Below are 26,251 nucleotides of genomic sequence, written 5' to 3' on the forward strand. Positions count from 1 at the left end.
AAACGGCCCGCCTCCTCGCTCACGCGTGTGATGCGCTGCGGAAAATCAGGAAGCGGGCCGTTTCACCCTCCTCAGGAGGGGAGTCCTACGGGTCTTACTCGTTCACGGGCACGAACTGCCAGCGCTGGGTGTCGGACCCGTTCGCGCCGCGCAGCGCCACATCGCCGCGTGGAACCACCGGGGGCTCGACGTTCCACAGCAGGTCCTCGTTGGGCGCCTTGACGACGAAGGTGCCGCCGCCCGCCGATTCCACGGACCAGGTGGTCGGCTGACGGTCGGTGATGACCGGTTCCCCCTCCTCCGACCGTGACACCGAGGCGTAGACGGCGGCACCGCGGGTGAGGCTCAGGCCGACGTTCTTGATCGTGAACCCGCCCTGGACCGGGGTGATCTCCCACAGCTCGAACGGTCCCGGATTCTCCCGGGTGCTGGAGACGAAGACCGCGTTGCCCTCGTTGTATGCCCGCAGCGAGCTGTGGGAGGCCGTGTTGACGATCCGGTAGACGTTCGCGGCGGCGGCCAGGGGCTGGGTGCCGTCCGCGGCGGCGTTGGCGGTTGCGCCCAGGCTGCTCATCGCCCAGGAGCCGAGCAGCAGCATCGCGGCCACCGCCATCCTTGCGAGGCCACGCCCGCCACGGGTCCGGTAGGTCCTTCCCATGCCACTCCCTCTCTGTAGTCGATCAACTTCGGAGGGTGACATCGTTCCAACAACGACGGGCCGGTCACAACGGGCCCGTCGGAGCAGAGGACTGATCCCCCACGGGCAGGCATGACTCACCGGAAGGTGAGGCCCGGCTCAGGAGAGGGCCCTGACCCGGGCGGCCTGATCCTCCTGGACCCTTCGGGCGGTACGCAGGAAATCGAGGATGACGGCCAGCTGGTCCGGCTCGTACTCCCCCAGCGCCTGGGCACCCGCCCGGCCGACCGGGACGAAGATCTCAGCCTCGGCCGAGCGGGCGGCGTCGGTCGCGGAGACCAGGACCCGGCGACGGTTCTCCGGATCCGTGGAGCGGACCACCATTCCGGCGCGCTCCAGCCGGTCGATGACCGTGGTGGTGGCCGCCGGACTGAGCTTCAGCGCGAGACTGAGCGCGCCCGCGGGCACCGGGCCCTCGGCGAGCACCACGTCGAGGCAGCGCAGGTCGGTGCGGTTGAGGCGCAGCCGGGCGGCGGCCGCCTCGTCGAAGGCGTCGAAGCTCTGCTGCAGCCGCCGCAGCTCCGTCGCGATCTCTCCGATGACAGCTTGTTTCGACATTCGAAGCTTTCTGATATCGTACATTTCGTTCGTCGAAACGACGATATCACGTACGGAGGGACCCCCATGCGCTCGACCATCCTCACCGGCACCGCTTCCAGCCCGCGAACCGACGACACCGCCGAGATCGAGAGACTCTTCGCCGACTTCCTCGCGGCCTGGACGGCGGGTGACGCCCAGGCGTTCGGCGCGCTGTTCACCGACGACTCCGACTACGTCTCCTACGACGGGACCGTCGCCCGTGGCCGCCAGGCCCACCAGCACAACCATGACAAGCTCTTCCGCGGCGTCCTGGCCGGCTCCGCGCTGGTCGGCGACCTGGAGTCGATCCGATACCTCACCCCGGACGTGGCGGTCGTGCACGGTACGGCCTCCGTCCTGATGCCGTGGCGGTCCACCCTCCCCAGGCGGCGGCTGTCGCGGCAGACCGTCGTCGTGGTGCGGACGGAAACCGGCTGGAGAATCGGCGCCATTCACAACGGCCGCGTCCGCCCCATCGCCGTTCCCGAGCCCGACGCGTTTCCTTCGAGGATGTCCCGGCTGATGTCACGTGTCGCGCGCCGATTCGGCGTCGGCCAGAACCGATCCCGCTAAAGGACATTGTTTCCGCTGCGTTTCCGCTGCTCAAAGCAGGTGCCCGAGGGTCGTCGGCGAACGCGCGCCGAGTGCGGGAAACGCGGGGAAACCCCCGGGGAAAGCCCGGAGAAGATCCCGGAAAAAGCTCAGAGGGCTCGGCGAAGACGCCCTCGGCGGAATTCTCCCGGTCGTCGATCACGCCCTCGTCCCGCGAAGGGAAAAGGACGGACCGGCTTTCTCCCATGACGCGACGGCCCGGGACGTGGACCACCGGCCTCCCAGCGCGACGGCTCCAGGACGTGGACCACCGGCCTCCCGGTGTGACGGCCCGGAACGCGGATCACCGGCCTCCCGGCACAGCACCCCAGGACGCGGACCACCGGCCCCTGCGCGACGCCCCGGGATGTGGATCACCGCCGACGCTCCCGGCGCGCCGCAAGCCAATGTCATGTATTGACTGGATGCTCCCCTTCTTTCTAGATTTGTCCAAAAGTTAGGAAAGTTTCCTAACCTGCGGACCGGAAGATCGGAAGGACGCCAGTGAAACTCGCCGTTGTCGGAGGCGGTTCGACCTACACGCCGGAGCTGATCGACGGGTTCGCCCGCCTGCGTGACGAGCTCCCGTTGACCGAGATCGCGCTCGTCGATCCCGACGCCTCCCGTCTTGAGCTGGTCGCGGGGGTCTCCCGCCGCATGCTGGCCCGGGCCGGGCACCCCGCCGAGGTCGTCGCCACCTCCGACCTCCAGCGGGGTGTCGAGGGCGCGCAGGCCGTACTCTTCCAGCTCAGGGTGGGCGGCCAGGCGGCACGCGACGTCGACGAGACGTTCCCGCTGGCGTGCGGCTGTGTCGGACAGGAGACCACCGGCGCTGGAGGCCTGGCCAAGGCCCTGCGCACGGTGCCGGTCGTGCGCGGCTTGGCGGCCACGGTCAGGGAGCACGCCCCGGAGGCCTGGATCGTCGACTTCACCAACCCCGTCGGCATCGTGACCAGGGCGCTGCTGGACGACGGGCACCGTGCGATCGGGCTGTGCAACGTGGCGATCGGCTTCCAGCGCCGCTTCGCCGCCCACCTCGGCCTGGCCCCCGAGCGGGTCCGGCTCGGCCATGTCGGGCTCAACCACCTGACCTGGGAGCGCGCGGTGTACGTGGACGGCGAGAACGTGCTGCCCAGGTTGATCGCCGAGCACGGGCAGGCCATCGCCGACGACCTGCGCCTGCCCCTGGAGCTCATCGAGCGTCTCCAGGTCGTACCCTCCTACTACCTGCGTTACTTCTACGCCCACGACCTGGTGGTCGAGGAGCAGCGGACCCGGCCCTCCCGGGCCTCCGAGGTCGCGGCTCTTGAGGAGCAGCTGCTCAGGCTCTACGCCGACCCCTCCGTCGACACCAAGCCCGAGCAGCTGGCCAAGCGCGGCGGGGCCTTCTACTCCGAGGCGGCCGTGGCGCTCATCGCCTCGCTGCTCGGCGACCGCGGTGACGTGCAGGTGGTCAACACCCGCAACAACGGCACGCTGCCCTTCCTGTCCGACGACGCGGTCGTCGAGGTGCCCGCGAAGGTCACCGCGGCGGGAGCCGTACCGTTGCCGGTCGAGCCGGTCGAGCCGCTCTACGCGGGCCTGATCGCGGGCGTGTCCGCCTACGAGGAGCTGGCCCTGCAGGCGGCGCTGTACGGCGGGGCGGACCGGGTGCGCAACGCGCTTCTCGCGCACCCGCTGGTCGGGCAGGAGGCGATCGCCGCCGAGCTGACCGAGCTGCTGCTGGAGAAGAACAGCGGGTACCTGTCGTGGTGAACGTGCTGGCCGTCGACGGCGGCAACAGCAAGACCGACGTGGTGCTGCTGAACGAGCTCGGCGAGATCCTCGCCCGTGGCCGGGGTGGCCCCTTCGCGCCGCAGAGCGAGGGGGTCGGGCCCGCGACCGACGTCATCGAGAGGGTGGTACGGCAGGAGATCGGGTTCATCGGCCGGGCCGACCACCTGGTCACCTTCCTGGCCGGGGTGGACCTGCCCGAGGAGGAGCGGGCGATCGAGGCCGAGATCTCGGGGCGCGCGCTGGCCAGGGACGTCGTGGTGCGCAACGACACCTTCGCCCTCCTGCGGTCGGGGGCGTCCGGCCCGTGGGGGTCGCGGTGGTCTGCGGCGCGGGGATCAACGCGGTCGGCGTCGCGCCGTCGGGGCGGGTCGCCCGGTTCCTGTCCCTGGGGGCGATCAGCGGCGACTGGGGCGGCGGTCTCGGCCTGTCGTCGGAGACGCTCTGGCACGCGGCCCGCGCCGAGGACGGCAGGGGAGCCCCGACCGGGCTCGCAGAGCTGGTCAGGTCGCACTTCGGCGCGGACACGGTCGAGCGGGTGGTGATCGACCTGCACCTCGGCGTCCTGGGACGGGAACGGCTGCTTGAGCTGACGCCGGGGCTGTTCAGGGTGGCCGCGGACGGCGACGAGATCGCCCGTGGGCTGGTCTCGCGGCTGGCCGACGAGATCGCCACAATGGCCCAGGTCTGCCTCACCCGGCTCGACCTGCTCAGTACGCCGACCGAGGTGGTCCTGGGCGGGGGCGTGCTGCGGGCCCGCGATCCGCTGCTCACCACGCTGCTCGACGAACGGTTCGCGGCCCGCATGCCGCTGGCGGAGCGGGTCGTCGCCGAACTGCCGCCCGTCGTGGGCGCGGCGTTGAGCGCCCTGGATCACATCGGCGCAGGTGAGGACGCGAAAGCCCGACTGCTCGGGCGGTTCTGAACTCTTGACGGGTTGAGGAGAGGCGACCTATAGTCGGCCGCTAACCGTCTGGAAGGTATCCGGACGGTTAGCGCCAGGAGGAAGCATGTCCCTCAGCCGCCGCGAAGTCCTGCGCGGGCTCGGTCTCGCCGCGCTCGCCACCCCTCTCGCCGCCTGCGCGACCGCCGGTCGCGAAGCCGCCCCCAGCCCCACCGCCTCCGCCGCCGCGACCTCAACGAACAACCCGCTCGGCGTGGACGCCGCCCGGCGGCTGGAAGTCGTCATCTTCAGCGGCGGCAACGGCGACAAGTACGCCGTGGACCTGCACGAGGCCGCCTACCGCAAGGCGTACCCGAAGGCCGAGCTCAAGCACGTCGCCACGCAGAAGGTCGGCACCCAGCTGCGCCCCCGCTTCATCGCCGGTGACGTGCCCGACGTGGTCAACAACTCGGGCCCCGAGGCGCTCGACCTGCAGTCGCTGGTCCAGGAGGGACACCTGGCCGACCTCACCCCGCTCTTCGAGGCCCCCTCCCTGGCCTTCCCCGACAAGAAGGTCAAGGACACCCTCGTCGGCGGCGCCTACGAGAACTCGCTGATCGACGGCGTGCCGAGGGTCCTGCAGTACACCGTGGCCCACCGCGCCCTGTGGTACAACGCCAAGCTCTTCGAGTCCAAGGGCTGGACCGTTCCCAAGACCTGGGCGGAGTTCAACACCCTCGGCGAGGAGGCGAAGAAGGCCGGGATCACCCTGTTCGCCTACCCCGGCCAGGTCGGCCCGTTCTACCAGCTGTGGAACCTCGTCTACAGCGCCGCCAAGGTCGGCGGCAACAAGGTCATCATCGACATCGACAACCTGGCCGACGGCGCCTGGACCGCCGAGCCGGTCCGGCAGGCCGTCGCCGCCTGGGCGCAGATCCAGAAGGACTACGGCGACAAGGCCTACTTCGGTCTCGACCACACCCAGACCCAGATCAAGCACCTGCAGGACAAGGTCCTGTTCTACCCGTGCGGCTCCTGGCTGGAGAACGAGATGGCCAAGGACAAGCCGGACACCTTCGAGTACGCCATCGCCCCGGTGCCGAGCATCACCGCCACGGACGCCCTGCCGTACGAGGCGATCATGATCGGGGTCTCCGAGGCCTTCTTCGTCGCGGCCAAGGGCAAGAACCCGCAGGGCGGCCTGGACTACCTGCGCATGATGCTCTCCAGGGAGGGCGCGCGCGGCTACACCGAGATGACCAAGAACCTCACCATCGTCAACGGCCTGGTGGACGGTCTGCAGCTCACCTCGGCGGTCAACAGCGCCGCCAAGGCCCAGGAGGCCGCCGGGAAGAACACCATCACCGACGCCCGCTTCGAGACCTGGTACAAGGAGCTGTTCGACCACGGCCAGACCCAGACCAACTCGGTCATGGCCGGTCGCATCACCGCCGACCAGTTCTGCGAGAACATGCAGAAGAAGGCGGACGAGCTCAAGGCCGACTCCTCCATCGCCAAGCAGAACCGGACCGTCTGACCGATGAGGCGGCACGGCTTCGTCGCGGGATTCCTGCTCCTTCCCGTCGTTCTCTACGGCATCTTCGTCATCAGCCCGTACGTGCAGGCGTTCCAGATCGCGCTGACCGACTGGCGGGGAGTCTCGGCCAAGCTCAACTTAGTCGGGCTGGACAACTTCCGGCGGATGTTCGGCAACGAGACCTTCTGGCAGGCGATCCGCAACCACGCGGTCCTGCTCGTCGCCATGCCGCTGGTCACGGTTCTCCTCGCGCTGCTGTTCGCCTACCTGCTGAACGTGGCGGGTGGCTCACGCGGCGGCACGATGACCGGGGTCAAGGGCTCCGGTTTCTACCGGGTCGTCTTCTTCCTGCCGCAGGTGCTCGCGGTGGCGGTGGTCGGCGTGCTGTTCAAGGCCGTCTACCGCCCCGACGCCAGTGGTGTGGTCAACGGCGCCCTCGTCAAGCTGGGCCTGGAACCGATCGGGTGGCTGACCGACCAGAGACTCGCGCTCTGGTCGATCATCGCCGTGATGGTCTGGCAGGCGGTCGGTTTCTACGTCGTCCTCTTCTCGGCGGGGATGGCCGCCATCCCGAAGGACGTCTTCGAGGCGGCCTCCCTGGACGGCGCCGGCCGTACCCGGCTGTTCTTCTCCATCACCCTGCCGCTGCTCTGGGACACCGTCCAGGTCGGCTGGATCTATCTCGGGATCGCGGCCTTCGACGGCTTCGCCCTGGTCAACGTGCTCTCCATCGAGCAGGGCGGGCCCGACGGCGCGACCACGGTGCTGGCCACGGAGATCTACAAGAACGCCTTCGGCTACTCGCGGTTCGGCTACGCCTCGGCGCTCGGTGTGGCGCTGTTCTTCCTGACCCTCACCTTCGCCGCACTGACGATGCGGGTCACCAGGCGCGAGAGGATCGTCTACTGACATGGGCCGCAAACTCTTCGGAGGTCTTTCGCAGGCCATCCTCGCGGTGTGGGCCCTGCTCATCATCGCTCCGCTGATCTGGACGCTGCTGGCCTCCTTCAAGAGCAACGGCGAGATCTTCGGCGACGCCCTCCAACTGCCGGGCGAGCTGCGCTGGGACAACTGGGCGCGGGCCTGGGAGCGGGCCAACGTCGGCCGGTACCTGCTCAACACGGTGATCGTCGTCTTCTTCGGCGTCGCGGGCACCATGTTGCTCAGCTCCATGGCCGCCTACGTGCTGGCGAGGTTCAAGTTCCCCGGCAACCGGCTGATCTACTTCCTGTTCGTTTCGGGCATGGCCTTCCCGGTCTTCCTCGCCCTGGTGCCGCTGTTCTTCGTGGTCGACGGGCTCGGGCTGCTCAACACGCACGTCGGGCTGGTCCTGGTCTACATCGCCTACTCGCTGCCCTTCACGATCTTCTTCCTCACCTCCTTCTTCCGGGGGCTGCCCGACGCGGTCGCCGAGGCGGCGATGATCGACGGCGCCTCCTACACCCGGACCTTCTTCCAGGTCATGCTGCCGATGGCCAAGCCGGGGATGGTCAGCCTGACCATCTTCAACGTGCTCGGCCAGTGGAACCAGTACCTCCTACCCCTGGTGCTGCTTCCCGGAGACAAGAGCAACTGGGTCATCACCCAGGGCATCGCCGACATCTCCACCATCGCCGGATATGAGGCGGACTGGCCGGCCCTGTTCGCGGCGCTCAGCATGACCGTTCTGCCGGTGGTCGTGGCCTATATCGTCTTCCAGCGGCACATCCAGTCCGGGCTGACGTCAGGAGCAGTGAAGTAGTGTCCACCGGGAACCCCACCGTCTTCAGAACCCTCAACGAACGGGCGGCCCTGGAGCTGCTGCTGCGGCACGGCTCCCTCACCCGCGCCGAGCTGGAGTTCCACACCGGGCTCTCCAAGGCCTCCGCCGCCGAGGTGCTGCGCCGCCTGGAGAACGGGCGCCTGGCGCGCAAGGCCGGCACCAAGCCCGGCAACGCGGGCCCCGCCGCCCAGCTCTGGGAGCTGAACGGCTCGGCCTCCTGGGTCGCGGGCCTGGACCTGACGGCACGCGCCGTCGAGGTGTCGGTCTCCGACCTCACGGGTGAGGTCCGGGGCGGCCACCAGGCCGAGGCCCCCGGCGAGGGCACCGACGCGGTGGCGTTCCTGACCGAGGCCGTGCAGGCCGCGGCCCACGACGCCGGGGTCACCCTCGACGACCTCGACCAGATCGTGCTGGGTGTCCCCGGCGTCGTGGAGGCCGGGGGCCACCGGCTGAGCCAGGCGGTGCAGCTGTCCGGCTGGTCGCACCTCGACGACCTCGGTGACCTGCGCGAACAGCTGGGCACCGAACGCTTCCGGCTGGAGAACGACGTCAACCTGGTCGCGATCCGCGAGCTTGAGGAGCACAAGGGCAGTAGCTTCGTCCTGTTCTGGGTGGGAAGCGGAGTCGGCGCCGGAGTCGTGCTCAACGACGTCCTGTGGCGCGGCGTCACCGGGCGCGGCGGTGAGGTCGGCTCGGTGACCGTGCCCGACCCGGTCAGCCGCGGGCGGCTCTACGGCCCCGACGGCGGCCCGCTCGGCGCGCTGCTCGGTACGGCCCCGCTCGCCGAACTGGCCGCAGCGCACGGGCTTGGGGTCGAACCCACCCTGCGCGCGGTCACCGAGCTGCTCCGCGCCGAGCCCCCCGCCGAATTCCTCGACGACGTCGCCAGGCGGGTCGCGCTCGGCGTGACCGCGGCCGTCGGCGTACTCGACCCCGGCTACGTCGTCCTCGGCGGCCCTGTCTGCACGGCGGCCGGGGAAGCGCTGCGCTCCCGCGTCGCCGACCTCCTGGTCCCCACCGGTCTGGCGCCCGTCACCGTCGCCGTCAGCCGCGTCAGCGGCAACGCCGTACTGGAAGGCGCCGTCCGTCACGCCCTCGACCTGGCTCGTGAGCAGGTCTTCCACGCCGGTACGGCAGGCCGTACCGGACCCGTCAACGAAAGCTGAGAAATGTTGCGCACCCTGGTGATCGCCGCCCACCCCGACGAACCCGAGCTCTACGCCGGTGGCATCTCCGCACTGCTGTCCAAGGCCGGGCACGCGGTGAAGTTCCTGACGCTCACCAACGGCGACGCCGGACACCACGAGCTCGAACGGGCTCCGCTGGCCCGCCGCAGGGCGGAGGAGGGCTGGCGTGCGGCCGACGCCCTCGGCGTGGTCAACTACGAGATCTTCGACGTGCATGACGGCCTTCTTGAGCCGACCGTTGAGCTGCGCCTTCAGGTGATGCGGGAGATCCGTGCCTGGCGGCCCGACCTGGTGATCGCCCTGCACGCCGACGGCTCCGGCCACCCGGACAACCGGGCCGCCGGGAAGCTGGTCGAGCAGGCCGTCGAACTTGTCACCGTGCGCAACGTCGAGTGCGGCAAGCCCCCGCTTGAGCGGCAGCCGGTCTGCCTGCTGATGACCGACTACGCCTCCGACCCGGTGCACCGGGACGACGTGGTGGTGGACGTGACGCCGGTCGCGCAGGCCAAGGTGGACGCCTGCCTCGCGCACGCCTCCCAGTTCCTGGAGTTCGGCCCGTTCCAGCGCGGTCTTCTGGACCGGGTTCCTCCGGCCGACGACGTGGACGCCTGCCGGGCCTTCGTCGGCGAGTACTGGCCGGGCCACCTGTCGACGGAGACCTTCCAGTTCGCCCCGTACGGCAGGCGGGCCGACGCGGCCGAACTGCGGCGGTTGCTGCCGTTCGTCCAGAACCTCTGACCCGTTCAACCGGCGTCGTCCGGCCTCTCGTCGTGTGCGACGCGGGTCAGGCTGTGCAGCAGGTGGCGCAGGGCGGGAGTCGGTGAGCCAGGGGGGACGGCCAGCGAGGTGGTCAGCCGTGGTCCGGCCAGCGGGCGGATGGCGACCCTGGGGAACTCCGGCAGCCCCGCCACCTCGTAGAAGACGGTCCAGGACGGGGCTCCGGCTCCGATGTGGGCGAGGGTCTCCTGGAGGGTGGTGAACGGCGGTCCCGGCGGCGGCGCCACCCCGGCGTCCCGGCAGGCTCCGGTGACCAGGTCGTGGAAGGGCGGATTTTCCTCACGCGCGGCGAGCCGGAGCGGAAGTCTCGCCAGGTCCTGGAGCCTCGGCTCGGCCGAGCGCGCCAGCCGATGCGCGGCGGGCAGCGCCACGTACAGCGGATCCGTCCAGACGGGAAGCAGTTCGAGGCCGGGCGCCTCGGTGAGCGCCCTGACCAGGGCGGCGTCGAGCTCGCCGGTGCGGACCGCGGACAGGCGGGCGAGCAGGGGGAGCCGGCGCAGCCGGACCTGTAGCCGCGGCGCGACGGCGGCCAGCTCGTTCAGGGTGCGGAAGACCCGGTCGCCGGGGCCCTGCACGATCCCGAGGCGCAGGACGCCGTCGATGCCCGCGCCGATGTCGGCGGCCACCTGACGTGTGCGACTCACGGCGGCGAGTACGGCGCGCGCCTCGGGCAGCAGGCGTTCACCGGCGCCGGACAGGTGCACGTGCCGGGTCGAGCGGTCGAACAGCGGCACACCGAGTTCGCGTTCGAGGCGGCGGATCTGCTGGCTGACCGCCGACTGCACGATGCTGAGCCGTTCGGCCGCCCGGCCGAACCCGCCCTCCTCGGCGACCGCAACGAAGTACTCCAGCTGCCGCAGCTCCATCCGTGCCCTCTGATTCATCTCGATCGGTGATCACTGCACGTCATAACCGCTTCTGGTTCACGGCTTCTTCCTGGACTCCAATGGGTTCCGATCCCGGTCCCTGTTTCCGGGAGAACTCATCAGGAGTCCACATGACCGTCACCGGTTCACCCGCCTTCGTCATGCCCGCCGACGCCGCGGAGGTCGTCGACCTCCCCGCGGGTGGCGCGTTCACGCTGCTCGCCGACGCGAGCCACACCGCGGGCGCGCTCGGCGCCAACCGGCTGAGGCTGGGGAGGGGACGCGGCGGCGCCCGCCTCCATTTCCACTCCCGCTCCACCGAGCTGTTCCACGTCCTGGCCGGGGACATGGAGTTCCTCCTGGGGGATGAGCGGGTGACGGTCTCCGCGGGCGGGCTGGTCGTCGTGCCGCCGTGGCTGCCCCACGCGTTCGGCGCGGCGCCCGGCTCCGAGGCCGACGTGCTGTCCGTTCTGACGCCGGGGGTCGAACGTTTCGGATACTTCCGGCGGCTGGGGCGCGTCCAGCACGGGCTGGAGCCCTTCGACGGCCTGTTGTCCGAGCAGGAACGCTACGACGTCCACTTCGTCGACGAAACCGGCAGGGACGTCCGATGAGCACCCTCGTGGCCGGGCCGCGGTTCGGGACGCTGTCGACGGCTCTCCGGCTCGGAGGACTGTTGCCCGGTGGTCTGAGGCATGGCGGTGGTCGCCGTGGTCCTGCTCGCGGGCGTGGACTCCGCCGTCGCCGCGCTGGCGGTGGTTTTCGTGCTCGCGGCCGGAGGGCAGGCGGCGCGCTGGTGGCCGTCGCGGTCTTTCCACTGGTCGCCGCGGCTCTGGCCTTCGTCATTCGATCTTCACCCGAATTCCCCTTCCCAGGGGGAGGGAAAGGTGGGATACGAAGGGGTGAACCGTGATTCGTGGACGAAAGACGATCTTGCGTGCGCGATCATGACACTATGGCAGGAGCGAGTGGAAGGCAGTGGTCACAGATGTCGGACGCCCCCCAGGACCGGATCGCCTCGGTCGATCTGCAGACCAACCGGCCGCACTCGGCCCGGGTCTACGACTACATCATGGGAGGCAAGGACAACTTCGCCCCTGACCGGGAGACCGCGGCCAAGGTGCTGGCCGACTGGCCCGGGCTGCGCACCTCGATGCTGGCCAACCGGGCCTGCATGCACCGGATGGCCCGTCACCTCACCGGCCTGGGCGTACGGCAGTTCGTCGACATCGGCACCGGCATCCCCTCCTCGCCGAACCTGCACCAGGTGGTCCAGGAGACCGCGCCGGACGCGCGTGTCGTCTACGTCGACAACGACCTCATCGTGCTGTTGCACGCGCGTGCCCTGCTGACCGGCACGCCCGAGGGGCGCATCGCCTACATCCAGGCCGACATGCGCACCCCCGAGGCGCTTCTCGGTGACGCCACACTCCACGAGGTGATCGACTTCTCCCAGCCGGTCGCGCTCACCCTGATCGCGATGCTCCAGTTCGTCGAGGACGCCCAGGGGGTGGTGGAGTCGCTCCTCGAACCGCTCGCCCCGGGCAGCCACCTCGCCATCACCATCCCGACCGGCGAGCTGGCCCCCGAGTCCGAACGGCTCGCCCGCGAGTACACCGAGCGCGGCATCCCCATGTATCTGCGGGGACGCGCCGAGGTCGAACGGTTGTTCTCCGGCCTTGAACTGCTCGACCCGGGGATCGTCCCGATGCCGCGCTGGCACCCCACCCCCGGCGAGCAGCCCCTCCCGGACACCGCGACCAACATGTACGCCGCGGTGGGCCGCAAGCCCTGACCGGACACCGGCTGACGGTGCCGACTCGTACGGCGACGGCTCGCCGTGCGAACTCGCGACTCCGTTCTCCGGTCCACCCGGCGCTCCCCTGGCCCCCGCGTACGGCCCGGCGCTCCCCATACCGCCTGCTGTACGGCCCGGCAGCCCGCGTAGGCCGGGTCAGCGGCCGGTCGGCGCCCACCAGGTCAGGTTGGCCGCGGCCTGGGACACCGGTTCGATGATCTCCCACGCCTCGGCGATCAGCCCGTCGTCGAGGCGCCAGATGTCGACGACGGCGATCTCCGGCCCGGTTCCGGGAAGCCGGCGCAGCGAGTGCATCACGACGTGGTCGCCGGATTCCAGCAGGTGCCGTACCTCGACCCGCATGCCGGTGAGCGGGCCGAGCGCGGCGCCGACTGCGGCGAGCCACTCCGTCTTGTTCTTCGAGGTCGCGTCCGGCCGGTGGTGGACGAAGCCGTCGCTCAGCAGTGGCGCGAGCGCGTCGACGTCTCCGGTCGCGACCAGGGCAGTCAGCGCCCGTTCCACGACACCTTTGTTACCTGTGGTCATGGGTCGCCAGTGTTCCCACCCCCGCCGGGGTTGTCGATGAAATGCCGTTTCATGGCGTACGGCCCGCAGGAGGGCTAGTGTCGGCGGCCATGCGCACGGTCGGGGAACTGTTGCGGCAGTGGCGGCACCGCCGCGGGCTCAGCCAGCTCGATCTGTCGATCGCCGCCGACGTCTCGGCCCGGCACGTCAGTCTGGTGGAGACCGGGAGGTCCCGCCCGAGCGCCGACATGGTCATTCGGCTCGCCGAGCAGCTCGACGTGCCGTTGCGTGAGCGCAACCGGCTACTGCTCGCCGCCGGTTTCGCCCCCCGTTACCCGGAACGGCCGCTCGACGGGGACGCGCTGCCCGCGGCCCGGGAGGCGGTCGAAAGGGTGTTGCGCGCGCACGAGCCGTACCCCGCGCTGGTCGTCGACCGCCGGTGGGACATCGTGCTGACCAACCGCGCCGTCGCCCCGTTTCTCGCGCGCGTCGCCCCCGAGCTGCTCCGCCCGCCGGTCAACATGGTGCGGCTGGGGCTTGATCCGCGTGGACTCGCCCCGTTCATCGTGAACCTGGCGGAGGTGCGCTCGCTGCTGCGTGTCCGGATCTCCCGTCAGCTCGCGGTCGCCCCCGACCCCGGGTTGGCCGCGCTCCACGAGGAACTGCTGGCCCCCGGGGGTGCGGAGGTGGTCCATCGGGCCGGGTCCGAGGTCGCGACTCCGATGATCTTCCGTTTCGACGGCCGGGAGCTGCGGCTGTTCTCGACCGTCACCACGTTCGGCACCCCGCTGGACATCACACTGGAGGAGGTCTCGATCGAGTCGTACTACCCGGCGGACGCGGAGACCGCCGCCTACTTCACCGGGCTCGACCTCTGACCGGGGTCACACGACGGCGACGGCGTCGATCTCCACGAGGCATCCGGGGTTGAGACCGGCGACGATGTGGAGCGTGATGGCGGGCGGCGGGGCGGCGAAGTTCCAGACCTGACGGAAGGCCGCCACGCCCTCGTCGAAGGAGTGGCCGTCGACCACGGCGATGGTCCAGTGCACGATGTTCGCCAGCGTCGCCCCCTCGCTCTCCAGGATGGTCGAGAGGTTGTGGAAGATCTGCGCGGCCTGCTCCCCGACCGTGGGGCCGACGACCTTGCCGTCGGGGCCGACGCCGTTCTGGCCGCCGATGTAGATGGTCTTCGTCGGCTGCTCGACCACGACGGCCTGGCTGAAGGCCGGGCTGCGGTGGAGACCCTCGGGGTTGATGTGCCGGACGCCCATGTGTTTCCTCCTGCATGACACCGGTAATACCGGTTTCGACTGACACCAGTTATAGTGGTTACATGCGCACGAACGCAACCGGACGGGTGCTCCACGACCCCAAGGGCGGCTCCTTCCGCTTCGACGCGGGCGCCGTCTGCCTGGATTTCGCCTACACCGGGGGCGAAGGCCGCTACGCGGTGTTCGAGACCCTCCATGAGTCGACCGACCTGGTCGAATGGCTGGCCCAGCCGCCGTTGGACGCGGTCGTCACGGCCCCCGTGACAGCCGACGACCTGGTCGCGGCCAAGACCCTCCGCCAGGCGATCTGGGAGGCGGCACGGGCCAGGGCGGCGTACCGCCCGCTGCCCGCCGAGGCGGTCGCGGCCGTCAACCGGACCGCCGCCTCACCGCCGCTGGTCCCCGAACTCACCGGGAACGGCACGACCGTCGGGTGGGCGGCGCCGGTTCTGGCGTCCCAGGCGCTGTCCACGATGGCCCGGGAGATGATCGAGCTGCTGTCCGGGCCGCTGGCCGAGCGCTTCCGTGAGTGCGCCAGCGAGACCTGCCCGCTGGTCTTCGTCGACTCCTCCCGGCCCGGTGCCCGGCGCTGGTGCTCGATGGAGCGCTGTGGCAACCGCCACAAGGTCCGGGCCCTGCGTGCCCGCCGTACCCCGTGACCTCGGTGGGAGACGCGATTCCGTTGGTGAAAAGGAAAAAGGGCCCGCGCCGTGAAGGCGCGGGCCCTGATCCCGGTGTTCGTCGTCAGGAGGCGACGATGTTCTCGGCCTGCGGGCCCTTCTGGCCCTGCGTGACGTCGAAGGTCACCTTCTGGCCCTCGCGCAGCTCGCGGTAGCCGCCCTGGCCGACGATGTTGGAGTAGTGGGCGAAGACGTCGGCGCCGCCGCCGTCCTGCTCGATGAAGCCGAAGCCCTTTTCCGCGTTGAACCACTTCACGGTGCCGGAAGCCATATTGATCTCCTCTTGGTAGGTGTAGAGCCGAAATCCGTACTGACACGAATTTCGCGTCGCCGTGATAAGCCCACACCGGAGAAGACCGGTAAACAAAAAATGCACCCGACGCTACAAACCGTCAGGTGCACACAAGTTCATCATGGGTACCAAAACTGCAACTACCATCAACGTATCACAGCCGTGGGGATGGTCCGCGTACTCGGGGTGGACACGATCCCCGGGTGTCGAGCAGCGGACGGTCCGCGTCCCCCGGCCGCGGCCCTCGGGCCGCTGGGGACGGGGATCTGGACCACTGGTCGTCCGGCCCGACCGGCGGAGGGCTGTTCGCCCTGGTCTACGGCGTCTCCACCGGCGATGTCCTGGCGCTGTCGGCCGCGGTGGTCCTTCCCGGCGTCTTCCTGGTCGTCGAGTCGCGGGCCTTCTGCTCCCAGTCGACGTGGAGCCCACGGGAGAACTCGGTCTCCAGGAAGTCGATGAGGACGAAGTTCGGCCTCTCCTCCCCCTCGAACGGCCGGTGCGGCGCGAGCAGGGCGTGCGCCAGGCGGTTCCACGCCAGGATGTCGCCCCGCCTGCCCACCGCGATGGCGGGCATCTCGGTGAGGGAGTCCACCATGAGCCGCACCCCGGGGCGCAGCCGTTCCGGCCTGGCCCGCTCCCCGCCCCGGGAGGCCCTGGCCAGCCGGTGCAGGTGGGCGACCTCCTCGCCGTTCAGCCCAAGGACGCGGGCCACGGAGTCCAGGACCTTCTCGGAGACGTCCGGGCTCTGGCCCTGTTCGAGCCGCGTGCAGTAGCCGACGCTGACCCCGGCGAGGGAGGCGAGCTCCTCCCTGCGCAGCCCCTCGACCCGCCGGTTCCTCACTCCGGCGCTCAGCCCCACGTCCTGCGGCCTGAGCCTGGCCCGACGTGAACGGAGGAACTCACCAAGAGCGGAACTCGGGTACATGCCTCCAGAGGCTATTCACCGGCTGATCTGTTTCACCCCGACGGGCGGGGTAGGGGAAGGACCACCCCGTCGAAGGGAGCCGACGATGACCAGGTTCGGCTATTTCCTGAGCTGTGAGGAACACGATCCGAAGGAGCTGGTACGGCAGGCCAAGCTGGCCGAACAGGCCGGGTTCCAGGCCCTGTGGATCTCCGACCACTATCACCCGTGGCTCGACGAGCAAGGTCAGAGCCCGTTCGTGTGGAGCGTGATCGGCGCCCTCTCCCAGGCCGTCTCGCTGCCCATCACCACCGCCGTCACCTGTCCCCTGGTGCGGATCCACCCGGCGGTCGTCGCCCAGGCCGCCGCCACCAGCGCCGTGCTCACCGAGGGCCGGTTCCGGCTTGGGGTGGGGACCGGCGAGGCGCTCAACGAGCACATCCTCGGCGACCGGTGGCCGCCGGCGGCCGTACGGATGGAGATGCTCGCCGAGGCCGTCGAGCTCATGCGGTGGCTGTGGAGCGGCGAGCTGGTCACCCATCGCGGCCAGTACTACGAGGTGGACACCGCCAGGCTCTACACCCTGCCCGACGAGCCCCCCGAGATCTACGTGTCCGGTCTCGGCGAGCACTCCGCCGAGCTGGCCGGGCGGATCGGTGACGGCTTCATCACCACCGGTCCCAGCGCCGAACTGGTGGAGACGTTCCACAAGTCGGGTGGCGCGGGCAAGACGACGCAGGGCGGGCTGAAGGTCTGTTACGCCTCCGACGAGGCGCAGGCGCGCTCGCACGTGCACCGGCTGTGGCCGACGCAGGGCATCAAGGGGGAGGCGTCGCAGCTGTTGCCGCTGCCCCGGCACTTCGCGCAGCTCGCCGAGATGGTCGGGGAGGACGACGCGGTCGCCTCCTCCCCCTGCGGTCCCGACCCGCGGCGGCATCTGGCCGCCATCCGCCAGTACGTCGACGCCGGGTTCGACGAGGTCTACGTCAACCAGATCGGCCCCGACCAGGACGCCTTCTTCGACTTCTACGCCGCCCAGGTCCTGCCGGAGCTGACATGAACGGGCGGGGGCTGCTCGAAGGCGGGGTCGGCGGCGCGCTGGCCACCGCCGCGATGAGCGCGGTGATGCTGGCGGGGAGCCGGGCGGGGCTGATGGCGGACCAGCCGCCCAAGCACATCGCCCGCGCCGTCCTGCCCGGCCACCCGCACCGCAGGAAACCGGGTGAGGGCGTGCTGGGCGCCCTGGCCCACTTCGGCTTCGGGATGACGGCGGGGGCGCTGTTCCGCCTGGTCAGCAGGGGGCACCGGACTCCGGTGCCGGTCGGGATCGGGTACGGCCTGGCGATCTGGCTGGCCAGTTACCAGGGGTGGGTACCGGGGGTGACGGCCCTGCCACCGATCTCCGCGGACCGGCCGGGGCGCCCGGCGGTCATGGCCGTCGGGCACGTGGTCTACGGCATCACCCTCGCGGCGGTGCTGAACAGGTTCCGTGACCGACACGATCGGTAGAACTTTTCCCATTATTTCATAGCGGCATATGCGAAATGCGTATATGTCGGGGTATCGATGGCTGGGCCGCACCATCGACAATTCCGGAGATCGACCCCCGGACAACATTTCGATCGCCCGGCAATGGAAGGCCGCAAAGCGGAACGGAGAAATCACGATGACCGAGACGGACCCCGAGGACACCTCGCCACAGCCTCCGGCCCAGGTGCCGGACGACCGGGAGAACGCCGCGGGAGCGGACGCCCCCGTCGGCATCGACCCAGAAGGCCCCGAGCCGAACGTCCCCGACGACCGGAAGGACACGCCCAAGCCCTGAGACGCTCAGTTCTCCGTTGAGGTCTCCTCGTGCGGGGTGCCGACGGGCTTGGACTCCGGTGAGCCACGCTGACGCAGGTAGATCGAGAGCACCACCATCGACAGTACGGCCAGCAGCTCCGACTGCCAGTTCTGCAGCGTACGGTTCCAGAAGTCCGGGGAGGCGACGTACCCTCCCAGGCTCACCGGGTCCTGCAGCTGTGACAACTGGCGGCGGTTGTAACTCGCGGTGCCCGCGACCGCCTGGGCCAGCCAGGACAGCACGAAGATCGCCCCCATCAGCAGGCCGAGGGAGTTCCCGTACAGCGTCTGGCGCAGCCCGGTCGCCCCGGCCCATTCGGGACTGCCGGGCACGGTGTGCCGCCCGACCTTCTGCTCGGCGTCGCTTCCCGTGCCCTCCTCACCCGGTTTCTTCGACTCGGGTGAGCCCCGCTGCACCAGCCAGACGGTGATGACGATGAACAGCAGGAACTGGAGGTACTCCGACTGCCAGTTCTCCGCCACGTCGACGGCGAAGTCGGAGGAGGTGACGTACTGCCACCAGGAGACGGCCGACCCGCCGTTGGCGAGCTGGTCGGCGTTGGCGTCCGCCACCCCCGCGACGGACTGCCCGACGACCGCCAGCAGGAAGGCCACCAGGAAGAACAGGCTCAACGCGTTGTCCCGCACGAAACGTCTCACGGCGCCCCCTAACGCTGCAGCAGGCCGATGGCGAAGAAGTAGACCAGCCCGGCCGTGATGACGGTCATCGTGACGACGAACATGGCGCGCATCTCAGGTCTTCACCTCACAGCTGTACGGCAGGTCACCCCGTGACCTGCACCCGGCCGCCCGCACCAGCCAGCCCAGGGGGAAGCGGTGCAGGAAGACGGTGTCGTGCGTGAGCCGTACCTGGGCCTCGTCTCCCCAGACGGCGGTCTCGCGCACCTGCCCGCCGGGCAGGTCGAGGCCGAGGACGGCCTTGGCGCAGACCTCACCGCCGGTGCGCAGCCCCTCGACCGCCTCGGGGGCCAGCAGGGTGCAGGCGCGCTGCCCGTCGTGGTCGCGGACGGCGGTGTAGAAGCGCTCGACGGTCCGCTCCGCGGCGCTCTTTCCCTCTGTGGCGCATCCCGACAGGCCCAGCGTGAGGGCCAGCGCGATCACCGGTACGGCTCGGACGTTCACCCGACCCCCCTACCCGAGCTTTCCCGTACCTCACCCGTTGCCCCCGGCTGCGATCACCGTCCGACGCGGGTGATCATTCCCGATGCTTTCCCGAAGAACGCCTTGTCGTTCGCCATTTCCGACAGTAAACCTCGATTAACTATAGAAATCCACATATATCTAATATCCGATCATTTTCATGATTTTTCTTGATTTGTCGGTTTTGAGGAGGACTTCGTCGGTAGTTATCCGGTGCGTAGGAGAGGTGGACCTATGAGATTTCTCGGGATCAATGCGATCTTTCATGATCCGGCGGCGGCGTTGATCGTCGACGGTGAGGTGGTCGCCGCGGCGGAGGAGGAACGGTTCAGCCGGCGCAAACACGGTAAACGGCCGGTGCCGTTCTCGGCGTGGGAGCTGCCCGAAAAGGCGGCGGCCTGGTGCCTGGAACGGGCGGGGCTGCGCCCGGAGGACCTGGACGCGGTCGCCTACTCCTACGACCCGAACCTGGTACGGCCGGGTCAGGCCGGACTGGACGAGCGGTGGGAGGAACTGCGCACCACGTACGCGCGGCGGGCCCCGGCGTTCCTGGCGGGAGTGCTGCCGGGACTGGACGCGGCACAGGTGCGGTACGTGCCCCACCACGTGGCGCACGCGGCCTCCGCCGGGCTGGCCGCGCCGTACGAGGACGCGGCGGTGCTGGTGTGCGACGGGCGGGGAGAGGCCCTCTCGCACCTGGCCGGAGTGTACGAGGACGGGCGGCTGCGGGTGCTCGCCGCCCAGGAACTGCCGCACTCGCTGGGGCTGATGTACGAGGCGGTCACCGAGCACCTGGGGTTCATGCGCTCCAGCGACGAGTACAAGGTGATGGCGCTCGCCTCCTACGGCGCGCCCCGTTTCCTGGACGAGCTGCGGGAGCTGATCTACACCACCGGGGACGGCGGGTTCCGCGTCGAGCCGATCGACTGGGCGGCGTACGCCAAGGCGTTGCGGCCGGGACACGACTGGGGCGAGGAGCACGCGGACCTGGCGGCCAGTGTGCAGACCCGGCTTGAGGAGGTGCTGCTCGAACTGGCCTGCTGGCTGCACGAACGGACCGGGCGGCGCGTGCTGACGATGGCCGGTGGGGTGGCGCTGAACTGCGTGGCCAACACCTACCTGGCCGAACGGGGCCCGTTCGAACGGGTGTGGGTGCAGCCCGCCGCCGGGGACGCGGGAACCGCCCTGGGCGGGGCGTTGCACCTGGCGCGGGAGTTCGGCGAACCGGCCGCGCCGATGCCGGGAGCGGACCTGGGCCGCGAGTGGTCGGACGCGGAGCTGGCGGCCTGGCTGCGGGCGGCGCACGTGCCGTACGAGGAGCCGGCGGACGTGGCGGCGACGGTCGCGGCCGAGCTGGCCGCCGACCGGATCGTGGCGTGGTTCCAGGGCCGCAGCGAGTACGGCCCACGGGCGCTGGGACGGCGCTCGCTGCTGGCGCACCCGGGCAGGGCGGGCAACACCGAACGGTTGAACGAGGTCAAGGGCCGTGAGCAGTTCCGGCCCGTGGCGCCGATGGTGCTGGCCGAACGAGCGGGCGAGATCTTCACCCGGGGGCCGCTGCCGAGTCCGTACATGCTGTTCGTGCACGACGTGGACCCGGTGTGGCGGGAGCGCATCCCGGCGGTCGTGCACGTGGACGGCACGGCCCGGGTGCAGACCGTGGAACGGGAGACCGAACCGCTGCTCGCGCGGATGCTTGAGGAGTTCGCGAACCGGACCGGGGTGCCGGTGGTGGTGAACACGAGCCTGAACACCGCGGGCAGGCCGATGGTCGACGATCCCCGCGACGCCCTTGAGTGCTTCGGCTCGGCGCCGGTGGACGTGCTGGTGCTGGGGCCGTACCTCGTGCGCCGGGAGGCGGTGTTCGCCACATGAGCGCTTCGGAGACCCCCGGCGAATTCACGGTGGTGATTCCCACGATCGGCCGTCCCAGCCTGGCCACGACACTGGCCGCGCTCGGCGCGGACGTGGAGGTCGTCGTGGTCGACGACCGCCCCCCTACGGCCGTCGGCGAGCTGCCGGGGGCCGGGTCGGACCGGGTGCGGGTGGTGCGCTCGGGCGGCCGGGGCCCCGCGGCGGCGCGCAACGCCGGGTGGCGGGCGGCCGGGACGCCGTGGGTGGTGTTCCTTGACGACGACGTGGTCCCGGCGCCCGGCTGGGCGCGGGCGGTGACGGCCGACCTGGCCGGCCTGCCCGAGGAGGCGGCCGGCAGCCAGGGCCGGGTCGAGGTACCGCTGCCGCAGGGCAGGGCGCCGACCGACGACGAACGCAACACCGCCGGCCTGGCGGGGGCCGCGTGGATCACCGCCGACATGGCCTACCGGCGGGCGGCGCTGGAGAAGGTCAACGGCTTCGACGAGCGCTTCCCACGGGCCTACCGCGAGGACGCCGACCTGGCGTTGCGGCTGCGTACGGCGGGCTGGCTGCTGGTGCGGGGCGAACGGCTGGTGCGGCACCCGGTCCGTGACGACGGGCCGTGGGCCAGCCTGCGCCGTCAGCGGGGCAACGCCGACGACGCGTTGATGCGCCGGGTGCACGGCCCCGGCTGGCGGACGGCCGTCGGCGAGGGCGGGGGACGGCTCGGCAGGCACGCGCTGACCACCGGCCTCGGACTGGTGGGCCTGCTGGCGGGCGCGCTCGCCCTGGGGAGCGACGGCCGCGCCGCCCGCGCCCTGCGGGGCGGCGCGGTACTGGCCGGGGCCGGGTGGCTGGCGTTGACCGCCGAGTTCGCCTGGGCGCGGATCGCCCCGGGGCCGCGCACCGGCGAGGAGATCAGGCGGATGACGGTCACGAGCGTGCTCATCCCGCCGGCCGCGTGCGCCCATCGGCTGCGCGGCGAATGGCGGGTGCGCCGATGACCGCCTCGTCCTCCGCCGCGAAGGCGCTCTCGGCTCCGTGGTCGCGGACCGGGACGGTCCTGGTGGCGCGGACGGACAACGCGGGGGACGTGCTGCTGGCCGGTCCCGCGATCCGGGCGGTGGCCAACCACGCCGCCAGGGTGGTCGTGCTGGCCGGACCGAACGGGCAGGCCGCGGCCGAACTGCTGCCCGGGGTCGACCAGGTGATCCGGTGGCGCACCCCGTGGATCGACCCGGCCCCGCCGCCCCTGACCGGCGAGCACGCCGCCCGGCTGATCGAGGCCGTCCGGCGGGTGGCGCCGCGGCAGGCGTTGATCCTCACCTCCTTCCACCAGTCGGCGCTGCCGCTGGCGGCGCTGCTGCGACTGGCCGGGGTGCCCAGGATCGCCGCGATCAGCAACGACTACCCCGGCTCCCTGCTGGACGTGCGGCACACGGTCGACGAGGAGGTGGACGTCCCCGAGGCCGAACGGATGCTCGCCCTGGCCCGTGCCGCCGGGTTCGAGCTGCCTCCCGGCGACGACGGGCGGCTGGCCGTACGGCATCCGCTGCCCCCGGTCGGGCACCTGACCGGGCCCGCCGGGTACGTGGTCGTGCACCCGGGGGCCTCGGTACCGGCCCGCGCCTGGCCGGCCGACCACTGCGAGCGGGCGGTGCGGCACCTGGCCGCGGCCGGGTACCGGGTCGTGGTCACCGGAACCCCCGGCGAGACGGCGCTCACCGCGCGGGTCGCCGGATCACACGCCGTGGACCTGGGCGGCAGGACCTCGCTGGCGGAGCTCGCCGGGGTGCTGGCCGGGGCGGAGGCGGTGGTGGTCGCCAACACCGGGCCCGCGCACCTGGCCGCCGCGGTCGCGACCCCGGTGGTCAGCCTGTTCGCCCCGACCGTCCCCGCCGCCCGGTGGGCGCCCTACGGGGTGGCGGTGACCCTGCTCGGGGACCAGCACGCGCCCTGCCGGGGCAGCCGGGCCCAGGTCTGCCCGGTCGCCGGGCACCCGTGCCTGTCCTCGGTGACCCCGGCCCAGGTCGTCGACGCGGTACGCCGGTTGGCGGCGCCGCAGGACTGGGTGGAGGAGGGCGAGGACGAAGAGGACACGGTACGCCGTCTGACGGTGAAGGAGGAGGCGTCATGAGGATCGCCCTGGTCTCCGAGCATGCCAGCCCACTGGCGACGATCGGCGGCGTGGACGCCGGTGGGCAGAACGTCCACGTCGCGGCCCTGGCCACCGCCCTGGCCGGTCGCGGCCACGAGGTCGTCGTCTACACCCGCCGGGACGCCCCCGGCCTGCCGGAAACGGTGGTCATGGCGCCCGGGGTGAGTGTCGAACACGTGAGCGCCGGACCGGCCAGGCCGATCCCCAAGGACGACCTGCCACCGCACATGCCCGCCTTCGCGGCCCACCTGACGCGCCGCTGGACCGCCGAACCGCCGGACGTGGCGCACGCGCACTTCTGGATGAGCGGCATGGCCACGCTGACGGCCGCCGGTGAGGCCGGGGTTCCCGTGGTGCAGACCTTCCACGCGCTGGGCACCGTCAAGCGACGCTGGCAGGGCGCCGCCGACACCAGCCCGCCCGAGCGGATCGCGACGGAGACCGACATCGGACGGCGGGCCGCGGCGATCGTGGCCACCTGTTCCGACGAGGTCACCGAACTGCGGGCGATGGGGATCCCGGACAGGAAGGTCACGGTCGTACCGTGCGGGGTCGATCTGGAACGCTTCCACCCCGACGGTCCCGCCGCCCCGGCCGGTGGGCGTCCCCGTGTGCTGAGCATCGGCCGGATGGTCGCCCGCAAGGGCGTCGACACGGTCATCCGCGCACTGCGCCGGGTGCCCGACGCCGAACTGGTGATCGTCGGCGGCTCCCCCGACGACGAGGAGGTCGGGCGGCTGCGGCTCCTGGTCGCCGGGTACGGGCTGGCCGGGCGGGTCCGCCTGGTCGGCAGCGTGAGCCGGGGAGAGGTGCCCGCGCTGCTGCGCTCGGCCGACGTGCTGGTGACCGTGCCGTGGTACGAGCCGTTCGGCATCGTGCCGGTCGAGGCGATGGCGTGCGGGGTTCCGGTGATCGCCTCGGCGGTCGGCGGACACCTGGACACGGTGGCCGGGTGCGGGCTGCTGGTGCCGCCGCGCAGGCCGTACGCCCTGGCCCGTGCCCTGAACGACCTGCTGGCCCGCCAGGGCCTGCGCGAACGGCTCGCCGCCGCCGGGGTACGGCGGGCCAGGGAGCGGTACGGATGGCCGCGGATCGCGGCCCAGACCGAGTCGGTCTACCAGGCTCTGATCAGCGGCCGGCTCGACCGGCTCGCCGTCGCGGAAGGTTGAGCGGACATGCATCCTCATCTGTTCCGGCTGAGCACGACCCTGGTCTCCGTCGACCGGGAGACCTCCAGAATCCAGGCGTGGGGCAGCAAGCTCGCCGCGGTGCTCAACGGCGGAGGCCGGTTGCTGACCTGCGGAAACGGTGGTTCCGCCGCGGAGGCGCAGCATCTGAGCGCCGAACTGGTCGGCCGCTACCGCGCCGACCGGCGGCCGTACGCGGCGATCCCGCTGCACGCCGACACCTCAAGCCTCACCGCGATCGCCAACGACTTCGGCACCCAGGAGGCCTACGCCCGCCAGGTGCGCGCGCACGGCAGGCCGGGGGACGTGCTGATGTGCCTGTCGACCAGCGGCGCCAGCGGCAACGTGCTGGCCGCGGCGCAGGCCGGGCGGGAGTGCGGGCTGACCACGTGGGCGCTGACCGGCCCGGCCCCCAACCCGCTGGCCGAGCTGTGCGACGAGACGCTGGCGGTCCCGGTCCAGGACGTGGCCACCGTGCAGGAGGTGCACCTCGCGGTGATCCACATGCTCTGCGACGTGATCGAGGAGGACCACTCGTGACGGGCCCGATCGTGATCGTCGGCGACTGCCTGCTCGACGTGGACATCGAGGGCAGCGCGGAACGGCTCTGCCCTGAGGCTCCGGCGCCCGTCGTCGACGTGCGTGTGGAGCACCGGCGTCCGGGCGGGGCCGGGCTCGCCGCGCTGCTCGCCGCCCGCGACGGCGCCGAGGTGACCCTGGTCACCGCCCTCGCGGACGACACCTCGGGCCGTCACCTGACGGGTCTGCTCCCCGAGGGCGTCCGGGTGGTACGGCTGCCGCTGCGGGGCGCAACCGTCCGCAAGACCCGGGTCAGGGCGGGGGGCCAGACCCTGGTCAGGATCGACTCGGGCGACGGCCTGGCCAGGATCGGAACGGACCGGGTGCTCCGGCGGCGCCTGTCGGCGGTGCTGCGCGGCGCGCGGGCGGTCCTGGTCTCCGACTACGGGCGCGGTGTCGCCGAGGTGTGCCGTCCCCTGCTGGAGGACCTCCTTCTTGAGGGTCTCCACGCCCCGATCGTGTGGGATCCGCATCCGCGCGGCGCCGTCCCGCTGCCGGGCTGCGCCCTCACCACGCCGAACGAGGCCGAGGCCACCAGGCTGTGCGGGCGGCCGTACGCGACGCCGGAGGACGTCGCCCTGCGGCTGGCCGGTGAACTCGGGGTGGGGGCGGTGGCCGTCACCCTGGGAGACCGGGGAGCCGTGCTGGCGCGCCGGGACGGCAGGCACGTCCGTATCGCGCCGCCCGACGTGGCCTGCGGGCGTGACCCGTGCGGCGCGGGCGACAGGTTCGCCGTCTCCGCGACCCTCGCCCTGGCGGGCGGCGTGCCCGTCGAGGAGGCGGTCACCGCGGCGGTCGGCGAGGCCACCCGGTTCGTGAAGGCCGGAGGGGCGGCGGCGGTCCGGTCCGTCTCCCCCGCCGGCGTCCCCCCGCCCCGCGTGTCGGCGAACGGCGCGGACGCGGCCGCCCTCGTCCGGGCCTCCGGTGGCAGGCTCGTGGCGACCGGGGGGTGCTTCGACCTGTTGCACGCCGGTCACGTCAGCCTGCTCCGCCGTGCCAGGGCTCTCGGGGACGCGCTGGTCGTGTGCGTCAACTCCGACGCGTCGGTACGGCGTCTGAAGGGCCCCGGCCGTCCCGTCATCGCCCAGCAGGATCGTGTCGAGGTGCTGCGGGCGCTGGAGTGCGTCGACGCGGTCGTCGTCTTCGGCGAGGACACGCCCTCCGCCGTCGTCGAACGGCTCCGGCCCGAGGTGTGGGTCAAGGGCGGCGACTACACCGAGGCCGACCTTCCCGAGGCCGACACCGTACGGCGCTGCGGCGGCGACGTCGTGATCCTGCCGACCGTGCCCGGCTACTCGACCACCGGGCTGATCACCGCCCTGCGCGCCACTCGTTCCTGACG

Annotated in this window: 30 protein-coding genes; 21 read left to right on the plus strand and 9 right to left on the minus strand. The window is 71.1% G+C overall.

The window, feature by feature from the left end:
- Positions 1-94: 94 nt before the first annotated feature.
- Both ABT340_RS33965 and ABT340_RS33970 read right to left on the minus strand, forming a co-directional pair.
- Complete coding sequence (locus tag ABT340_RS33965) at positions 95-658, minus strand: RICIN domain-containing protein (RefSeq protein WP_352014984.1); 564 nt, start codon at positions 656-658, stop codon at positions 95-97.
- Positions 659-796: 138 nt separating this feature from the next.
- Complete coding sequence (locus ABT340_RS33970) at positions 797-1,255, minus strand: MarR family winged helix-turn-helix transcriptional regulator (protein ID WP_352014985.1); 459 nt, start codon at positions 1,253-1,255, stop codon at positions 797-799.
- Between the two features lie 66 nt (positions 1,256-1,321).
- On the opposite strand from ABT340_RS33970, the gene ABT340_RS33975 reads away from it, so the two are divergent.
- The 8 genes from ABT340_RS33975 (at position 1,322) to ABT340_RS34010 (ending at position 9,747) form a co-directional block, all read left to right on the plus strand.
- On the plus strand, positions 1,322-1,849 hold the full coding sequence (locus tag ABT340_RS33975; RefSeq protein WP_352014986.1) for an SgcJ/EcaC family oxidoreductase: 528 nt from the start codon (positions 1,322-1,324) through the stop codon (positions 1,847-1,849).
- Between the two features lie 522 nt (positions 1,850-2,371).
- Entirely contained in the window at positions 2,372-3,622 is a 1,251-nt protein-coding gene (locus tag ABT340_RS33980; RefSeq protein WP_352014987.1) for a 6-phospho-beta-glucosidase, read from the plus strand.
- Positions 3,623-3,947: 325 nt separating this feature from the next.
- Positions 3,948-4,565, plus strand: a complete 618-nt coding sequence (locus ABT340_RS33985) for a BadF/BadG/BcrA/BcrD ATPase family protein (protein ID WP_352014988.1) — start codon at positions 3,948-3,950, stop codon at positions 4,563-4,565.
- Positions 4,566-4,650: 85 nt separating this feature from the next.
- A complete protein-coding gene (gene ngcE, locus ABT340_RS33990; RefSeq protein ID WP_352014989.1) occupies positions 4,651-6,060 on the plus strand; it encodes an N-acetylglucosamine/diacetylchitobiose ABC transporter substrate-binding protein in 1,410 nt (469 codons plus the stop codon).
- Between the two features lie 3 nt (positions 6,061-6,063).
- Positions 6,064-6,969, plus strand: coding sequence for a carbohydrate ABC transporter permease (locus ABT340_RS33995; RefSeq protein ID WP_352014990.1), 906 nt, complete (start codon positions 6,064-6,066; stop codon positions 6,967-6,969).
- 1 nt (position 6,970) lies between these two features.
- On the plus strand, positions 6,971-7,801 hold the full coding sequence (locus tag ABT340_RS34000; RefSeq protein ID WP_352014991.1) for a carbohydrate ABC transporter permease: 831 nt from the start codon (positions 6,971-6,973) through the stop codon (positions 7,799-7,801).
- On the plus strand, positions 7,801-8,988 hold the full coding sequence (locus tag ABT340_RS34005) for an ROK family transcriptional regulator (RefSeq protein WP_352014992.1): 1,188 nt from the start codon (positions 7,801-7,803) through the stop codon (positions 8,986-8,988). The genes ABT340_RS34000 and ABT340_RS34005 overlap by 1 nt, the downstream gene beginning before the upstream one ends.
- 3 nt (positions 8,989-8,991) lie before the next feature.
- Positions 8,992-9,747, plus strand: coding sequence for a PIG-L deacetylase family protein (locus ABT340_RS34010; RefSeq protein WP_352014993.1), 756 nt, complete (start codon positions 8,992-8,994; stop codon positions 9,745-9,747).
- Between the two features lie 5 nt (positions 9,748-9,752).
- Here ABT340_RS34010 and ABT340_RS34015 read toward each other — a convergent pair whose 3' ends face one another.
- A complete protein-coding gene (locus ABT340_RS34015; RefSeq protein ID WP_352014994.1) occupies positions 9,753-10,652 on the minus strand; it encodes a LysR family transcriptional regulator in 900 nt (299 codons plus the stop codon).
- Between the two features lie 131 nt (positions 10,653-10,783).
- Between ABT340_RS34015 and ABT340_RS34020 the strand changes: the two genes are divergently transcribed.
- Both ABT340_RS34020 and ABT340_RS34025 read left to right on the plus strand, forming a co-directional pair.
- Positions 10,784-11,266, plus strand: coding sequence for a cupin domain-containing protein (locus ABT340_RS34020; RefSeq protein ID WP_352014995.1), 483 nt, complete (start codon positions 10,784-10,786; stop codon positions 11,264-11,266).
- 341 nt (positions 11,267-11,607) lie between these two features.
- Positions 11,608-12,447, plus strand: coding sequence for an SAM-dependent methyltransferase (locus ABT340_RS34025; RefSeq protein WP_352014996.1), 840 nt, complete (start codon positions 11,608-11,610; stop codon positions 12,445-12,447).
- 159 nt (positions 12,448-12,606) lie between these two features.
- On the opposite strand, the gene ABT340_RS34030 is transcribed toward ABT340_RS34025, so the two are convergent.
- Positions 12,607-12,996, minus strand: a complete 390-nt coding sequence (locus ABT340_RS34030) for a nuclear transport factor 2 family protein (RefSeq protein WP_352014997.1) — start codon at positions 12,994-12,996, stop codon at positions 12,607-12,609.
- An 89-nt stretch (positions 12,997-13,085) separates the two neighbouring features.
- Here ABT340_RS34030 and ABT340_RS34035 point away from each other — a divergent pair, with 89 nt between their 5' ends.
- Positions 13,086-13,853: a helix-turn-helix domain-containing protein gene (locus ABT340_RS34035; protein WP_352014998.1), complete on the plus strand. Its 768-nt coding sequence runs from the start codon at positions 13,086-13,088 to the stop codon at positions 13,851-13,853.
- A 6-nt stretch (positions 13,854-13,859) separates the two neighbouring features.
- Here the strand turns inward: ABT340_RS34035 and ABT340_RS34040 are convergent, their stop codons facing one another.
- Complete coding sequence (locus tag ABT340_RS34040; RefSeq protein ID WP_352014999.1) at positions 13,860-14,249, minus strand: RidA family protein; 390 nt, start codon at positions 14,247-14,249, stop codon at positions 13,860-13,862.
- A gap of 62 nt (positions 14,250-14,311) precedes the next feature.
- On the opposite strand from ABT340_RS34040, the gene ABT340_RS34045 reads away from it, so the two are divergent.
- Complete coding sequence (locus ABT340_RS34045; RefSeq protein ID WP_352015000.1) at positions 14,312-14,908, plus strand: CGNR zinc finger domain-containing protein; 597 nt, start codon at positions 14,312-14,314, stop codon at positions 14,906-14,908.
- Between the two features lie 85 nt (positions 14,909-14,993).
- On the opposite strand, the gene ABT340_RS34050 is transcribed toward ABT340_RS34045, so the two are convergent.
- Positions 14,994-15,200: a cold-shock protein gene (locus tag ABT340_RS34050; protein ID WP_352015001.1), complete on the minus strand. Its 207-nt coding sequence runs from the start codon at positions 15,198-15,200 to the stop codon at positions 14,994-14,996.
- A 337-nt stretch (positions 15,201-15,537) separates the two neighbouring features.
- A complete protein-coding gene (locus ABT340_RS34055; RefSeq protein ID WP_352015002.1) occupies positions 15,538-16,146 on the minus strand; it encodes an MmyB family transcriptional regulator in 609 nt (202 codons plus the stop codon).
- A gap of 85 nt (positions 16,147-16,231) precedes the next feature.
- On the opposite strand from ABT340_RS34055, the gene ABT340_RS34060 reads away from it, so the two are divergent.
- From ABT340_RS34060 to ABT340_RS34070, 3 genes are all read left to right on the plus strand, one after another.
- Positions 16,232-17,185 (plus strand): LLM class F420-dependent oxidoreductase, encoded by a 954-nt coding sequence (locus ABT340_RS34060; protein ID WP_352015003.1) that lies wholly within the window; start codon positions 16,232-16,234, stop codon positions 17,183-17,185.
- Positions 17,182-17,634, plus strand: a complete 453-nt coding sequence (locus ABT340_RS34065) for a DUF6789 family protein (RefSeq protein WP_352015004.1) — start codon at positions 17,182-17,184, stop codon at positions 17,632-17,634. The genes ABT340_RS34060 and ABT340_RS34065 overlap by 4 nt, the downstream gene beginning before the upstream one ends.
- A gap of 157 nt (positions 17,635-17,791) precedes the next feature.
- On the plus strand, positions 17,792-17,950 hold the full coding sequence (locus ABT340_RS34070; RefSeq protein WP_352015005.1) for a hypothetical protein: 159 nt from the start codon (positions 17,792-17,794) through the stop codon (positions 17,948-17,950).
- A gap of 5 nt (positions 17,951-17,955) precedes the next feature.
- Here the strand turns inward: ABT340_RS34070 and ABT340_RS34075 are convergent, their stop codons facing one another.
- A complete protein-coding gene (locus ABT340_RS34075) occupies positions 17,956-18,630 on the minus strand; it encodes a DUF6766 family protein (protein WP_352015006.1) in 675 nt (224 codons plus the stop codon).
- 93 nt (positions 18,631-18,723) lie between these two features.
- The gene (locus ABT340_RS34080; RefSeq protein ID WP_352015007.1) at positions 18,724-19,113 is read right to left on the minus strand and encodes a hypothetical protein; all 390 of its coding nucleotides are present in this window, start codon (positions 19,111-19,113) and stop codon (positions 18,724-18,726) included.
- Positions 19,114-19,365: 252 nt separating this feature from the next.
- Here ABT340_RS34080 and ABT340_RS34085 point away from each other — a divergent pair, with 252 nt between their 5' ends.
- Genes ABT340_RS34085 through rfaE2 form a run of 6 tightly spaced genes read left to right on the plus strand, consistent with a single transcriptional unit; the run spans position 19,366 to position 26,249 of the window.
- Positions 19,366-21,006, plus strand: coding sequence for a carbamoyltransferase family protein (locus tag ABT340_RS34085; RefSeq protein WP_352015008.1), 1,641 nt, complete (start codon positions 19,366-19,368; stop codon positions 21,004-21,006).
- A complete protein-coding gene (locus tag ABT340_RS34090) occupies positions 21,003-21,989 on the plus strand; it encodes a glycosyltransferase family 2 protein (RefSeq protein ID WP_352015009.1) in 987 nt (328 codons plus the stop codon). Before ABT340_RS34085 ends, ABT340_RS34090 begins: the two co-directional genes overlap by 4 nt.
- A complete protein-coding gene (locus ABT340_RS34095; RefSeq protein ID WP_352015010.1) occupies positions 21,986-23,122 on the plus strand; it encodes a glycosyltransferase family 9 protein in 1,137 nt (378 codons plus the stop codon). The genes ABT340_RS34090 and ABT340_RS34095 overlap by 4 nt, the downstream gene beginning before the upstream one ends.
- Positions 23,119-24,312 (plus strand): glycosyltransferase, encoded by a 1,194-nt coding sequence (locus ABT340_RS34100; protein WP_352015011.1) that lies wholly within the window; start codon positions 23,119-23,121, stop codon positions 24,310-24,312. The genes ABT340_RS34095 and ABT340_RS34100 overlap by 4 nt, the downstream gene beginning before the upstream one ends.
- Before the next feature lie 6 nt (positions 24,313-24,318).
- Entirely contained in the window at positions 24,319-24,870 is a 552-nt protein-coding gene (locus ABT340_RS34105) for a D-sedoheptulose-7-phosphate isomerase (protein ID WP_352015012.1), read from the plus strand.
- On the plus strand, positions 24,867-26,249 hold the full coding sequence (gene rfaE2, locus ABT340_RS34110) for a D-glycero-beta-D-manno-heptose 1-phosphate adenylyltransferase (RefSeq protein WP_352015013.1): 1,383 nt from the start codon (positions 24,867-24,869) through the stop codon (positions 26,247-26,249). Before ABT340_RS34105 ends, rfaE2 begins: the two co-directional genes overlap by 4 nt.
- Positions 26,250-26,251 lie beyond the last annotated feature (2 nt).

The sequence above is a fragment of the Streptosporangium sp. NPDC000239 genome (assembly GCF_040300765.1).
In the GTDB taxonomy this organism is placed as follows: Bacteria; Actinomycetota; Actinomycetes; order Streptosporangiales; family Streptosporangiaceae; genus Streptosporangium.